The sequence below is a fragment of the Microbacterium meiriae genome (assembly GCF_040702565.1).
Classification (GTDB): Bacteria; Actinomycetota; Actinomycetes; order Actinomycetales; family Microbacteriaceae; genus Microbacterium; species Microbacterium meiriae.
The window spans coordinates 534,156-547,736 of record NZ_JBFBLJ010000003.1 but is presented as its reverse complement, the minus strand read 5'-3'; the positions used below and the strand labels follow the sequence as shown (position 1 = coordinate 547,736).

The window sequence follows — 13,581 nt, the reverse complement described above, 5'->3', positions numbered from 1 at the left end:
GCCGGAGCCGTCACCCCGGTCAGGATACGACGGAGGGGACGCGATCCGATCGCGTCCCCTCCGTGATGAAGCAGGCGGAGATCACTCCGCGGCGGCCTCCTCGGACGCCTCGGCGGCACCCTCGGCGGACTCGCCCTCGGTCTCCTCGTCCTCGACCGGAGCGGCCGGGACGGAGATCGCGACCACGAGGACCTCGGCGTCGGTGAGGAGCGTCGAGCCCTTCGGGAGGGTGACGTCGGCGGCGGTGATGTGCGCGCCCTCCTCGAGACCCTCGACCGAGACCTCGATGTTCTCGGGGATGTGGGTGGCCTCCGCCTCGACCTGGATGGTCGTGGCATCGAGGTTGACGATGGTGCCGGGGGCCGACTCACCGGTGACGACGACGGGGACGTCGATGGCGACCTTCTCGCCCTTCTTCACGACCAGGAGGTCGATGTGCTCGATGATCTGGTGCACCGGGTCCTTCTGCACGTCCTTGACGAGCGCGAGCTGCGAGGTGCCCTCGATGTCGAGGTCGAGCAGCGCGTTGGCGCGACGGATGATCAGGGAGACCTGGTGGCCGGGCAGCGCGACGTGCACGGGCTCGGTGCCGTGGCCGTAGATGACCGCGGGGATCTTGCCGGCGGCGCGCAGACGACGGGCGAAGCCCTTGCCGAAGCTGCTGCGCAGCTCGGCGTGGACCGTGGTGTCTTCAGACATGAGGTTCTCCTTCGGGGCACGCAGCGAAGGCGCCGCGCGGTGGTCTTGGAATTGTGGACTCGAACGCGGACGCGTGAGGAAAGCCACCGGGCTTGCTTCGCCGCGTCGATCACGGACGCCCGCGCACGCGCAGAAGCGTCCCTCGCCGAGGTACGCCTCCATGGTACCGGATGACCCGATAGGCTGAGGACACCGGTCCCCACTGCAGAAATTCGGAGTACCCCCATGCTCGACGGCGCCTTCCTCTCCCACGTCCTCCTCTGGCTGATCGGCGCCATGTCGGTGTGCGCGGCCGTCGCCACGGGTGCGGCTCTCTTCTCGCTCGGCCGCTCGGGCTACCGCAAGGACTGAGGCTCCCCCGGCGTTCCCGTCTCCGCGGCGAGCGCCTTCCGGATCGCCGCCACCTCCTGCACCAGCGGGAGCGCGGCATCGACCCGGACGCCGGGCTCGTCACCCGTCAGCGGTTCCCACGCGTCGAGCTGGGAATCGAGCAGCGAGGCCGGCATGAAGTGGTCGGGCCGTCCACCCAGTCGCCGGGCGAGCGTCTCCCGTGCCACGCCGAGCTCGACGAAGAAGGCGTCCGGCGCCTCCGCCCTGATGGCATCCCGGTAGCGCCGCCGCAGCGCGGAACAGGCGACGACGATGTGCGTCTCGGCGGCGAGCGTCCGTCCGACCACCCGCAGCCAGGGCATCCGGTCCTCGTCATCGAGGGCGATCCCCGCTGCCATCTTCTCGACGTTGGTCAGCGGATGCAGATCGTCACCGTCCATGAAGCGCGCCTCGAGGCTCTCCGCCAGCGCCGCACCGACCGTCGATTTCCCGGATCCGCTCGGCCCCATCACGACGATGCGCACGCTCATGCCTGCTGCATCCCGATTCAGTAGAACTCGACCGTGTCGACCACTGCGCGCAGCTCCCGACCGTCGAGCAGGCGGGTGGCGTTCTCGGCGAACCGCCGCGCGATGCGCTCCTCCTCCTTCGAGCTGAGCGCCGCGGTGTGCGGGCTGACGAGCACGCGCGGGTGCGCCCACAGCGGGGACTCGGCGGGCAGCGGCTCCTGCTCGAAGACATCCAGCCCGGCGAAGCCGACGCGGCCGTCGTCGAGGGCGGAGAGCAGCGCCGTCTCATCGACCACGCTCCCGCGCCCGACGTTGGTGAGGATGACCCCGGGCTTCACTGCCCGCAGAACCTCCTCGCCGATGAGATGTCTGGTCTGCTCCGTGCCCGGAAGCGTGACGACGATAGCGTCGACCTCCCCCACCGCGTCCACGAGGTCGTCCAGCGCGATGAGGCGATCGACGCCCTCGACCGGACGACCGGAGCGAGTGGTCCCCCACACCCGAGCGCCGAGAGCGTGGAAACGGCGGGCGCACTCCGCGCCGATGCCGCCGAGTCCCACCACGAGCACGGTCATCTCGTCGACCTGGCGCATCTCCCACCGCTCGGGCCAGATGCGCTGATCCTGATCGATCCGCAGGCGCGGAAGGTCCTTCGCCCCGGCGAGCACCGCGAAGAGGGCGAACTCGGCGAGCGTGCCGCCGTGGACGCCGGCGCTGGTGGTGAAGACGATGCGGTCGAGGTCGGCGCGGTCGAGTTCCGCGGCCTTGACCGTGCTGCCGCCGCCCGCCGCCGTGGTCATGACCCACCGCAGCCGCGGGTTCGCAGAGACCGTCCGAGCAAGTGCGTCGGGGTCGACGTCGGGGATGCCGAAGAGCACGTCAGCGGAGTCGACGAGGGCCTCGAACGCGCGCTGCTGCTCCGGCGTGCGGGTGAAGTCGGGGTCGCCCGACCAGTCGGCCGGACCGCGCATGGGAGGCACGAGCGATGCATCCTGGATGACCTCGAGCCGCGGCTCGAGCTCCTCGATGAGCCCGCACAGCTCCTCCGTCAACGGCACCGCGACGACGGCGCGGACCTTCTTCTCGGACTCCGTCACGACCGACTCCCTCCAGCTCCTGTGCTCCCTTCAGCGTAGAGGTCCGGAGCCTCCGGACCGCCCGACGTCGCGGACGATGACGGTGATGCGTCATCGGGTGCGCCTCCATCCGGCGCACAGCGATACGCTGAAGACAACCCTTCTTCACGATCGAGGAGCCTTCCGTGCCCGAAGCATCAGCGAACATCGGAGTCGTCGGACTCGCCGTCATGGGGTCGAACCTCGCCCGCAACCTCGCGAGCCGCGAGGGCAACACCGTGGCGATCTTCAACCGCAGCTACGAGAAGACCCAGACCCTCCTCGACGAGCATCCCGAGGCGGGCTTCATCCCCGCGAAGACGTACCAGGAGTTCGCCGACTCGCTGCAGAAGCCGCGCACCGCGATCATCATGGTCAAGGCCGGAGCGCCGACCGACGCCGTGATCGACTCCCTCGTGGAGGTCTTCGAGCCGGGCGACATCATCGTCGACGGCGGCAACGCCTACTTCCCCGACACCATCCGCCGCGAGAAGGCGGTCCGCGAGACCGGCATCAACTTCGTCGGCGCGGGTATCTCCGGCGGCGAGGAGGGCGCCCTCACCGGCCCCTCGATCATGCCGGGCGGCTCGGACGAGTCCTGGATCACGCTCGGGCCGATCCTGAAGTCCATCGCCGCAGTCGCCGAGGGCGAGCCCTGCGTGACGCACGTCGGCCACGACGGCGCCGGCCACTTCGTCAAGATGGTGCACAACGGCATCGAGTACGCGGACATGCAGCTCATCGCCGAGGCCTACGACCTCATCCGTCGCGGCACCGGCAAGACCCCCGCAGAGATCGCCGAGATCTTCGCCGAGTGGAACCGCGGAGAGCTGGAGTCGTACCTCATCGAGATCACGGCCGAGGTGCTGCGCCAGGTCGACGCGGCGACCGGTAAGCCGCTGGTCGACGTCATCCTGGACCAGGCCGGCGCGAAGGGCACCGGCGCCTGGACGGTGCAGACCGCACTCTCGCTCGGCGTCCCGGTCTCGGGCATCGCCGAGGCGACGTTCGCCCGCTCGCTCTCCTCGCACCCCGAGCAGCGCGCGGTCGCCGCGGCGCTTCCCGGTCCGGACGAGGAGTTCACGGTCCCGGCCGATGAGGTCGACGCTTTCGTCGAGGACGTCCGCCTGGCGCTCTACGCCTCCAAGATCGTCGCCTACTCGCAGGGCTTCGACGAGATCCGTGCCGGCGCCGCCGAGTACGGCTGGAACATCGACCTCGGTGCGATCTCGAAGATCTGGCGCGGCGGCTGCATCATCCGTGCGCAGTTCCTGAACCGGATCGCCGACGCCTACGCGGAGACCCCCGACCTGCCCGTGCTGATGACGGCTCCGTACTTCGCCGAGGCGCTCACCCGCGGCCAGGCGGCATGGCGTCGTGTGGTGGTCACGGCGGCGCAGTCCGGCATCCCGGCTCCGGCGTTCTCGTCGTCGCTGTCGTACTACGACGGCATCCGCGCCGACCGCCTCCCGGCTGCTCTCGTGCAGGGCCAGCGCGACTTCTTCGGCGCGCACACCTACAAGCGCATCGACAAGGAGGGCACCTTCCACACGCTGTGGTCGGGCGACCGCTCCGAGATCGAGGCCGAAGACACGCACTGACCTCGGGTCTGCGAAGGGCCGGGCACCGTACGGTGCTCGGCCCTTCGTGCGTCACACGAGGATGTTGTGGTTGCGGCGGAACAGGTTCTGCGGGTCCCACTGCGCCTTCACCGCCCGCAGACGCGCGTAGCCGTCGCCGTCGTACATCCCGGACACCGCGTCCGGTCGCTCCCGGTCGACGAAGTTGCTGTACTCGGCGAGGCGGCCCCCGACGATCCGCTGCGCGTCGGCGGCGGCCTTCGCCCGCCCCTCCTCGTCGAGCATCCCCGGGACATCGAAGGCGCCGGCCATGACGAACCAGGTCGCGGTGCGCGCCGGGAAGGCCGTCTCCTCCTGCGGAACGTCGCCGAACGCCCCGCCGAGGGACCGGAGGAAGACGACCGAGGCGGGGTACTCCCGCCGATAGGCCACCAGCCGATCGATCGTCTCGTCGTCGAGGTCGGCGACGAGACCGTTCCCGCCGAGGAACCCGAGGGGCGGGAGCCTCGCCGCCCTCGGGCTGCGGCATCTCCATCAGGATCTCCCGATAGGCGGGTTCGGTGATCTCCGTCGTGACACCGTCGAGGGCGGTGATCGGCGCGAGCTCCACGCGCAGCGCCTCCGGGTCGGGCCCGGCCCACACGGCGGTCAGCCGGGCACCGGCCGGAGCGCTCGGGTCCATGGGCGGCACGTCCATGTACGTGACGGTCAGCTCGCGCGGGGCGTCGCGGAGGAGTTCGCGCGCGGCCCGGAGCACGGCCGTCGCGTCGCCCTCGACGACGGACTCGGCCAGCGCGATCCCCGGCAGGCGATGCGCTTCGAAGTCGAAACGGGTGACGATGCCGAAGTTGCCGCCACCGCCGCGCAGCGCCCAGAACAGGTCGGGATGCTGCGTGGCCGAGACCTCCACCACGTCTCCGCTCGCGGTGACGACCTGGGCGCCGACGAGCTGATCGACGGCGAGACCCCAGGCGCGCACCATCCAGCCGATGCCGCCGCCGAGGGTGAGACCGCCGACGCCGACGCTGGCCGTGTCGCCGGAGCTCAGGGCGAGGCCGTGGCCGGCGAGAGTCTTCGCGACGTCGCCCCACACGGCACCGCCGCCGATGCGCACGGCGGTGCCGTCGACCTCGATCGAGGAGAGCGCCCCGAGTTCGAGGCGCAGACCGGGAGCGGGGGCGTGGGACCAGGGCCCGTGGCCGCCGGAGACGACGGTCAGGGGGACCGCCTCCTGCGCGGCGGCGCGGACGAGCGCGGCAACCTCGGAGACGGTGGAGGGACGGTGGACGGTGGGCTGTGCGGATTCGACGTGGTCGACCATGAGCACACGGTAGACCCGGGGTCGGACATCGCGGAAGAGGGGCGGCTCGCCGTCCGCCCCTCCCCCGCGCCGCCGACTACCGGGTGATGTCCCTCACCGTCCCCTGCGTCAGACGCAGCCGTTTCGTCGCCCGCCGCGCCACCGCGGAGTCGTGCGTGACCACGACCATGGTGATGCCCTCCGCGCACAGCCGTTCGAGGAGGTCGAGGATCTCGTCGCGCATGCTCTCGTCGAGGTTGCCCGTCGGCTCGTCCGCGAGCAGCACTCGGGGGCGTTTGACGATCGCCCGCGCGATCGCGACACGCTGCTGCTGCCCGCCGGACAACTCTGCGGGACGATGGTCTCCGCGGTCCGCCAGGCCGACGTGGGCGAGAGCGGCGGCGACCCGCGTGCGTCGTTCCGCCCGGTCGATGCCGAGCGGCTCCAGGGCCATGTCGACGTTCTCCACCGCCGTCAGCGTCGGGATCAGGTTGAACCCCTGGAAGACGAATCCGATCTCCTGCGCGCGGATCCGTCCCAGCTCCGACGGCGACGCCGACGACAGTTCACGGCCGTCCAGCTGCAACGTCCCAGCAGTCGGGGTGTCGAGCGCCCCCAGCAGCTGCAGCAGCGTCGACTTGCCTCCTCCGGTCGGCCCCTGGATCGTGACGAAGGCGCCGGGCATGATCTCCAGGTCGACGCCGGTGAGCGCGGTCACCGTCCGTCCCCGCCGCGTATAGGTGCGCGTGACACCCGTCGCCCGGTACAGCGGGGTCGCCGCCGACGAGGCCGGAACGCGGGCCTCGGAATCCGTCATCGTGGTCATCTCGGTCTCCTTCTCTCCTGTGTGGTTCGCGACGCCGCTCATGCGACGGACCGCAGGGCCTCTGCCGGGCTCAGTCGCGCCGCCCGCCAGCCTCCGAAGGCGCCGGCGACGAGCCCGCCCAGCACCGCGAGGCCCACCGCGGCGACGAGCACCCAGGGGGTCAGCGGTGCCTGCAGCACGATGTCGGTGGCGGTCTCCACGCTCGGGGCCATGCCGCCGGGGCCACCGAAGCCGCCTCCTCCCTCCGGGCCTCCGCCGACGGCCGCGGAGCCGGCGGCTACGGTCGGCTGCGCGACGGTGATGATCAGGATCCCGGCGAGGCCGAGCACGAGACCTGCCGCTCCTCCGAGGAGTCCCTGCACCATCGACTCCCCGGCGACCTGACGCACGACGCGGCCGTTCGACCACCCCATCGCCTTCAGGGTGCCGAACTCGCGGGTGCGACGGCCGACGCCGGAGAGGGTGAGGAGCACCGAGAGCAGCACGGCGACGGCGAGGGCGATGATCGACAGCCAGGTGCCGAGATTCGTGACGAGCGCCGTCGCGTTCGAGAGCGAGCCGGACACGGTCGCAGCGAGCTCGGACTGCGAGGAGACGGTGGCGTCGGGAAGCTCCTCCGCCAGGGCCGTCTGCACCTCGTCGAGGGACGCCGCCGAATCCGCCTGCACGTACACCGTGGAGATCACGTCCTCCACGCCGGCCAGCTCCTGCGCGGTGTCGAGCGGGAGGTAGACGTCCGCCGCGGTGTCTGCGGCATCCGACGCCGAGGTGAGGAGGCCGACGACCTCGACGTCGGAGCCCGCGATGTCCAGGGTGTCGCCGACGGCGATGTCCTCGCTCGCGGCGTACGTGCTGTCCACCAGAGCGACGAGCGCTCCGCTGTCGTCGGCGTCCAGCCCACGCCCCTCGCCGATCTCGGCGGAGGCCAGCGGGCCGACCTCCGTCGCGGACGGGTCGATGCCGAGGACGGTGAACGAGTCGATGCCGAACGCACCGCCCCCGCCACCGCCGCCACCCTGCGGAGGCGCCTGGCCCTCCATGGGCGCCTCGCCGCCCTCAGCGCCGTCCTGCCCGCCGAAGCCGCCGCTCGGCAGCTCACCGGAGAAGGTCGAGTTCGTCAGGCTCAGCGCACCGGTCGCGGCGGCGACGCCGTCGGTACCGGCCACCGTGTCCAGCACCGCGGCATCGAGCGTCGTCCGGCCGAAGTCCGTGCGCAGGGTCGACTGCTCCAGGGTCGTGGTCTCGCCGTCGCTCTCCCCCGCGTCCTCGTCGAACTCGAACCGCGGTCCCGTCCCGTCGCCCGGTTCCGCGGCGGCGCCGGTGACGGTGAGATCCGTCCCCACTCCGTAGACGGCTGCCAGCGACTGGGTCTGGGCGTCGCGCACACCGGTCGTCAGGGCGTTCACCACGATCACCAGTCCGATCGCGATCGCGAGCCCGATGGCCACGATCGCCGTCTGCTTCTTGCGGCCCGCGAGTTCGCGCCGCAGATATCGTCCGTACATGTCTCTCCTCCCGCCGCGACGATCGCGGCGCGGAACCGACGCTAGGGACGACCGTTATGCGGATCCGAGGGACGGATGATGAGGGTTCTATGAGGCGGACATCTCCCAGAGAACCCATAGCCCGTTCCATAGAAACCACATAGGAAGTTCCGCAGAATAGAGGCATGACCAGCGACCTGCCCGAACTGCGCCGCCCCGACGGCTCCCCTCTGCGCATCCTCGCCGTGGACGACGAGCAGATGCTCACCGATCTGCTCGCCATGGCCCTGCGCATGGAGGGCTGGGAGGTGCGCACCGCGTCCTCCGGCCTCGAGGCGCTCCAGGTCGCGAAGGAGTTCGAGCCGGACGCCCTCGTGCTCGACATCATGATGCCCGACCTCGACGGGATGGCCGTGCTCAAGCGGCTCCGCGAAGCGGGCAACCTCGTCCCCGTCCTCTTCCTGACGGCGAAGGACGCCGTGGGCGACCGCGTCGCCGGGCTCACCGCCGGGGGCGACGACTATGTGACCAAGCCGTTCAGCCTGGAGGAGGTAATCGCCCGGCTCCGCGCGATCATCCGGCGCACCGGACACGCCAGCGCCGACGACGGGCAGTCGATCCTCCGGGTCGCCGATCTCACGCTCAACGAGGACAGCCACGAGGTCGTCCGGGACGGCGTGGAGATCGAGCTGACCGCGACCGAGTTCGAGCTGCTGCGGTACCTCATGCGCAACGAGCGCCGGGTGCTGTCCAAGGCGCAGATCCTGGACCGCGTCTGGAGCTACGACTTCGGCGGCAAGTCCTCGGTCGTGGAGCTCTACATCTCCTACCTCCGGAAGAAGATCGACGCCGGCCGCACGCCCCTCCTGCACACCGTGCGCGGCGTCGGCTACATGATCAAGGCCCCGCAGTGAGCGGAGCGACGGTGGCGCGACGGCCCATGAGCCTGCAGACGCGGCTGATGACCGCGGTGATCGGGTTCGTGTCGCTGATCCTCGTCATCGTCGCCGTCATCACCAGCGCCACCCTCGGCAGCACGCTGGAGGACCAGCTCGACAACAAGGTGAAGAGCTACGCCGCGACGATCAGGGATCGGATCGTGGAGGGGATCGCGCCGTCCGAGGCCACTGTCGACAACATCCTGTATCGCCTGGACCCCATGCCCGGGCTGCTGCTGTCGCTCGGCAGCCCCATCGCGGGACCGAGCGGCGTCGCCTTCGAGGACAGCCGCGGGGCGCTGAACAGCGCGCCGCAGCCGCTCACCCCCGATCAGCTGCAGCAGCTCTACGGCACGGTCGCGCTCGGCACCCCTGCCACGGTCTCCTTCGACGGCCTCGGCTCGTATCGGGTCGTCGCGACCACCGCGAGCAACGGCGTCGTCGTCGTCACGGGCCTCCCCCGCGACGATGTCCAGAATCAGCTCACGCAGCTCCTCACCGTGATCCTGCTCGCCACGGCGGGCGGCCTGATCCTCCTCGCCCTCACCACGGCGGTCACGATCCGCGTGGGGCTGCGGCCGCTGCGCGCGGTCGCGGCGACCGCGACGAGGGTCGCCAATCAGCAGCTCGACCGTGGCGAGGTCAGCATCACCGAGCGCGTGCCGGCGAGCGAGGCCGATCCGCGGACGGAGACCGGGCTCGTCGGCGCCGCGCTCAACAAGCTGCTCGACCACGTGGACACGTCCCTCTCGGCGCGACAGAAGAACGAGGAGCAGATGCGCCGGTTCGTCGCCGACGCGAGCCATGAGCTGCGTACGCCTCTGGCCTCGATCCGCGGCTACTCGGAGCTCTCGCTGCGGGCACTGCGTCAGGCGCCAGAGGCGACGAAGGAAGACGCGGTCATCGAGGGCACGACCTCCTCCTTGGAGCGCATCCAGGCGCAGTCGCTGCGGATGACGCGACTCGTGGAGGACCTCCTGCTCCTCGCCCGCCTCGACGAGGGCCGTGAGCTCGTGTACGGCACGGTCGACCTCGCCCAGCTCGCCCTCGAAGGCTTCTCGGATGCGCGGCCGACGGCGGCCGACCATCACTGGAACATCGAGGTGCCGGACGAGCCGGTGACCGTCGTCGGTGATGCAGGGCGCCTGCATCAGGTCGTCGCGAACCTGCTCGCCAACGCCCGGACGCACACCCCCGCGGGGACCACGGTGACGTTGAGCGTGGCTCGGGAGGGCGACGAGGCCGTGCTGCGCGTGCACGACGACGGCCCGGGGATCGATCCCGCCCTCCGCGACGAGCTCTTCGCCCGGTTCGCCCGCGGGGACAGCTCCCGCGCCCGGCAGACCGGCGGCACCGGACTCGGTCTCGCGATCGTGAAGGCCATCGTGGAGGGTCATCACGGCCGCATCTCGGTCGACAGCCAGCCCGGCGACACGACCTTCACGGTCCGTATCCCGATGACTCCCCCCGGCGAGACCCCGCCCGACTGACCCGGGGGTTCCGACTTCTGTCGCGCCCACCTGCACGACCCGACCCCGTCCGCACGACCGATCCGTCCATCCCGTCGTGCACCCGTGGCCAGGTCCTGCGGGTGCCCCCCGGCCGGTGTCCGAGGTCGAGCCGAGCCCGTGCTCACCCGCACGACCCTGTCCCGTCCGCACGACCGATCCGTCCATCCCGGTTCTGTCGTGGCCGGGCCGCCTGCACGATCCGGGGCGGGATGCACGACGAGACCGGGGATTCCGTCGTGCGGGTGTCGCGGGGTCGTGCAGGCGTCGCAAATCCCCGGCAAAAGGGAAGGGAAGACGATCCGGGTCAGTAGCCGGCGAAGGCGTCCGTGGTGAGGGAACGGGCCTTCTGCAGCGCCGGCGCGAGGTCGGCGATGAGTCGCGGCGGGCCGGAGATGAACGCGTGCCGCGCCGAGAGGTCGTCCACCGCGCTCTCCAGGGTCTCCGCGTCCAGGCGCGCCCCCTGCCCCCACGTCCAGTGCGGAGGAAGGTCGGCCGGCTCGTCGCGGGTGAACACGACCGTGCGCACACCCGTCGCGGCCAGCTCGTCCCGGAAGGCGAGCTCCTCCGCCGAGGACGCCACATAGACGAGAACGATGTCACGCCGCTGCCCCGTCGCCTGGAGCTGCCGAAGCTGCGAGACGAACGGTGTCACACCGATGCCGGCCGCCACCATGAGTACCGGTTGCTCGCCACGCGGCAGGATGAAATCGCCCCAGGTGCCCGTCACCGCGAAGGTCGCGCCGGGCGCGGCCGCCGCGAGAGCGCGCTTGTAGCTCGACGGGTGCTGCTGGTCGCCGTTCTTGTACGCGATGCGGAGGGTCGGGAGGTCAGCGGGGGCGGACACGATGCTGAACTCGCGGCGCGTCCCCCGCGCGTCAGGGCGCCGATGCGGGACATCGAGCTCGAGATACTGCCCGGGGAGGAACCGCACGCGGCCCTTCGCCCGGAACGTGAGCTCCTGGGCGGTGGGCGTCACAAGGGCGCGGCGCTCGAGGACGAGGCGCACGGACCCCCGGAGCGCGAACGCGAAGGCCACGAGGTTGCCGATGAGCAGGGCACGCTCCTGCCCGAGCGTGAAGAGGCCCGCCACCGAGATCGGCCACCCCGCGAGGAGCCCGACCACGACGGCGACGACGAGCTGCTGACGACGCCGCGGCGGCAGCGTCAACGGCTCCGACAGCATGAACGCTCCGAGGAAGAGGAACGGCGACTGGAGCACCGCGAACGACAGTGCCGTCGTGAGATCGAAGGAGACGTCGAACTGCCCGGCCTGCACCGCCTGCCGCACGATCGAGGTGGCCACGGCGACGACGAGGAACAGGAGGACGACGCCGACCTTCTCCGTGCGCCACAGCACGGCCAGCCCGAGGAGGACGACAGGGATCACGAGAACCGGTGTGCCGACCCACCACGACGACGAGGTGCCGAGCCAGCTGAACGCGCCGAACGCTCCGAGGATCGACACCACCGCGGCGCCGAACCCGGCCGGATTGAAGATGTGTCGTCCCCGCCAGGCGATGAGGTACTTGGACGCGCTCGCCACCGCGCCGGCGATCGCGAGGCCGAGCAGGGCCGACGGCTCGATGCCAGGACGCAGCACGAACAGGAGGATGAGGGCGGTGACGAGGGACGACTCGACGCGCCACGGAAGGCGAAGCAGGCGCTGGGCGACCGCGTCCACGGCGGAGATCGCCACCGCCAGCACCGCGAAGGAGGCCAGCAGCTCGACCGGGGTCGGAGAGACGATCACCCCGAGCAGGGAGAGCACGAGGGCGATGAGCGCGAGTGCCGTCAGCGCGAACAGCACGAGGCGATACATCGACAGTGAGCCGAGCACGGCGAGGACGCGCTGGCGGGCGGCGGCGAAAGCGGTGGTCATGGTGTCCTGTCTCCTCCGGTTCCGGCGGCTCGCGCACGAGCTGCGGTGAAGAGCTCGGCCTGGCAGCCCGGCGAGCGCTGCACACGGCCGTCGGTGGTCATGCGCACCCATTCGACGCCCCAGCGGGTGGCCAGCTCCGGGCCGCCGTCAAAGAACAGCGCGGTGGCCACGGCATCTGCCCTCATCGCCTCCGGGGCCAGTGCCCACGTCGCCGCCCAGGTGCGGACGGGCTGTCCTGTCCGCGCATCGAGCACGTGGTGGAGGCCCTCGCCCCAGGCCCTTCGGTTGGCGGCCGATGCGCACAACGCTCCGTCAGCGACCTCGACGACGCCGATCGCCTTCCGCGCATCGAACGGGTGCTCGAGCGCGATGCGCGCGCCGGCACCCCGCACGCGGATGTCCCCACCGGCATCCACGACAACATCACCGGGGATGTCGGCCAGCACCGCCATCACGCGGTCGACGAGACGTCCCTTGCCGAGGGCGCCCACGTCGAGGAGGGCGGGATCGTGCGCCTCGACCGTGTCCGCCGACCAGGTCAGCAGGGATGTCCAGGACGTAGGAGCGGGGCGGGGCTCCCCGGCCCGCAGCGAATACGCGGCGTCATAGCCCAGGGCCTCCAGGCTGTCGGCGACCAGGGGGTTCACGGCACCGGCCGTGGCGGCGTCGAGATCGCGATAGGCGTCGAGCATCGGCCCCGCGTCCGGCGAGGACAGCGAGCCGCCCGACCGTCCGAGCCGGGCCACATCGGAGTCGTCGCGGAACCGGGACCAGGCGCGATCGAACCGCTCGATCTCCACTGTCACGGCCGCGCGGACGTCATCCGTGAGCGGGGCGCCGGTCTCGATCTCCCACCCGGTGCCGATCGCCTCGAATCGCCACTCCCCCATGAGGACGCCTCGCGCCTAGGCGGCGGCCTGCTCCTTGATGGAGGCCACGGCGTCGTTGAAGCCGCCGCTCGTGAGCGAGGATCCAGCGACCCGGCTGACGTTCAGCTCGTCGATCGGCTTCCCCACGACCTCGTCGGCGATCCCGTCGATGAACTCGCCCTGGTACCGCTCGGTCTCCGGAGCCTTCGGGTCGCCGGTCACCTCGACCTCCGTCACGACGCCGTCGGCGAGGGTGAGCGTGACGGTGATCTCCTCCACCGTCTCCGGGGTCTGGTACGAGCCGTCGGCGGTGTACGTGCCGTCGGTGTAGGTGCCGGAGGCGTCGCCGCCGGACGACGAGGACGAGCTCGACCCGGAGGTCTCGTCGGCGCCGTTCGAGGTGTCTGCGGCGTCGCCGGTCGACGAGCATCCGGCGAGGACGAACAGCCCTGCGACCCCGAGGAGGGCAGTGCCGGTGCGGACAGAGGTGGGAACGGTCGTGCGGATCATGGGGTCCTCCGTGGTCGGCGTCGGTCGACTC

At 71.0% G+C, this 13,581-nt stretch carries 13 protein-coding genes and 1 pseudogene; 4 read left to right on the top strand and 10 right to left on the bottom strand.

The features are described from left to right. Positions 1–81 precede the first annotated feature (81 nt). Positions 82–699, bottom strand: coding sequence for a 50S ribosomal protein L25/general stress protein Ctc (locus tag AB0310_RS16420; protein ID WP_187661953.1), 618 nt, complete (start codon positions 697–699; stop codon positions 82–84). Positions 700–924: 225 nt separating this feature from the next. Here AB0310_RS16420 and AB0310_RS16415 point away from each other — a divergent pair, with 225 nt between their 5' ends. Beyond that, the gene (locus AB0310_RS16415; protein ID WP_259954603.1) at positions 925–1,050 is read left to right on the top strand and encodes a hypothetical protein; all 126 of its coding nucleotides are present in this window, start codon (positions 925–927) and stop codon (positions 1,048–1,050) included. Here the strand turns inward: AB0310_RS16415 and AB0310_RS16410 are convergent. Beyond that, a complete protein-coding gene (locus AB0310_RS16410) occupies positions 1,035–1,559 on the bottom strand; it encodes a gluconokinase (protein ID WP_187661954.1) in 525 nt (174 codons plus the stop codon). The genes AB0310_RS16415 and AB0310_RS16410 overlap by 16 nt on opposite strands. Positions 1,560–1,576: 17 nt before the next feature. After that, positions 1,577–2,635, bottom strand: coding sequence for a D-2-hydroxyacid dehydrogenase (locus tag AB0310_RS16405; protein ID WP_187661955.1), 1,059 nt, complete (start codon positions 2,633–2,635; stop codon positions 1,577–1,579). Positions 2,636–2,799: 164 nt separating this feature from the next. On the opposite strand from AB0310_RS16405, the gene gnd reads away from it, so the two are divergent. Continuing rightward, positions 2,800–4,254, top strand: a complete 1,455-nt coding sequence (gene gnd / locus AB0310_RS16400) for an NADP-dependent phosphogluconate dehydrogenase (protein ID WP_187661956.1) — start codon at positions 2,800–2,802, stop codon at positions 4,252–4,254. A 51-nt stretch (positions 4,255–4,305) separates the two neighbouring features. On the opposite strand, the gene AB0310_RS16395 is transcribed toward gnd, so the two are convergent. The 4 genes and pseudogenes from AB0310_RS16395 to AB0310_RS16380 all read right to left on the bottom strand — a co-directional run bounded on the left by AB0310_RS16395 (position 4,306) and on the right by AB0310_RS16380 (position 7,864). Further along, positions 4,306–4,665, bottom strand: coding sequence for a BBE domain-containing protein (locus AB0310_RS16395; protein WP_366237650.1), 360 nt, complete (start codon positions 4,663–4,665; stop codon positions 4,306–4,308). A 526-nt stretch (positions 4,666–5,191) separates the two neighbouring features. Then, a pseudogene (locus tag AB0310_RS16390) lies at positions 5,192–5,554 on the bottom strand (FAD-binding protein); the annotation flags it as partial. 76 nt (positions 5,555–5,630) lie between these two features. Beyond that, a complete protein-coding gene (locus tag AB0310_RS16385; protein ID WP_396654779.1) occupies positions 5,631–6,350 on the bottom strand; it encodes an ABC transporter ATP-binding protein in 720 nt (239 codons plus the stop codon). A gap of 47 nt (positions 6,351–6,397) precedes the next feature. Next, on the bottom strand, positions 6,398–7,864 hold the full coding sequence (locus AB0310_RS16380; RefSeq protein WP_259954598.1) for an ABC transporter permease: 1,467 nt from the start codon (positions 7,862–7,864) through the stop codon (positions 6,398–6,400). A 164-nt stretch (positions 7,865–8,028) separates the two neighbouring features. On the opposite strand from AB0310_RS16380, the gene AB0310_RS16375 reads away from it, so the two are divergent. Together AB0310_RS16375 and AB0310_RS16370 are read left to right on the top strand one after the other, a co-directional pair. After that, on the top strand, positions 8,029–8,757 hold the full coding sequence (locus tag AB0310_RS16375; protein ID WP_136051691.1) for a response regulator transcription factor: 729 nt from the start codon (positions 8,029–8,031) through the stop codon (positions 8,755–8,757). Between the two features lie 26 nt (positions 8,758–8,783). Then, positions 8,784–10,271 (top strand): sensor histidine kinase, encoded by a 1,488-nt coding sequence (locus tag AB0310_RS16370; RefSeq protein ID WP_366237649.1) that lies wholly within the window; start codon positions 8,784–8,786, stop codon positions 10,269–10,271. 325 nt (positions 10,272–10,596) lie between these two features. Here the strand turns inward: AB0310_RS16370 and AB0310_RS16365 are convergent, their stop codons facing one another. The 3 genes from AB0310_RS16365 to AB0310_RS16355 are packed head-to-tail and all read right to left on the bottom strand — an operon-like array spanning position 10,597 to position 13,550. Next, complete coding sequence (locus tag AB0310_RS16365; RefSeq protein ID WP_366237648.1) at positions 10,597–12,171, bottom strand: flavodoxin reductase; 1,575 nt, start codon at positions 12,169–12,171, stop codon at positions 10,597–10,599. Then, a complete protein-coding gene (locus tag AB0310_RS16360; protein ID WP_366237647.1) occupies positions 12,168–13,061 on the bottom strand; it encodes an FAD:protein FMN transferase in 894 nt (297 codons plus the stop codon). Before AB0310_RS16360 ends, AB0310_RS16365 begins: the two co-directional genes overlap by 4 nt. A gap of 15 nt (positions 13,062–13,076) precedes the next feature. After that, the gene (locus AB0310_RS16355; RefSeq protein WP_366237646.1) at positions 13,077–13,550 is read right to left on the bottom strand and encodes an FMN-binding protein; all 474 of its coding nucleotides are present in this window, start codon (positions 13,548–13,550) and stop codon (positions 13,077–13,079) included. Positions 13,551–13,581: the final 31 nt, after the last annotated feature.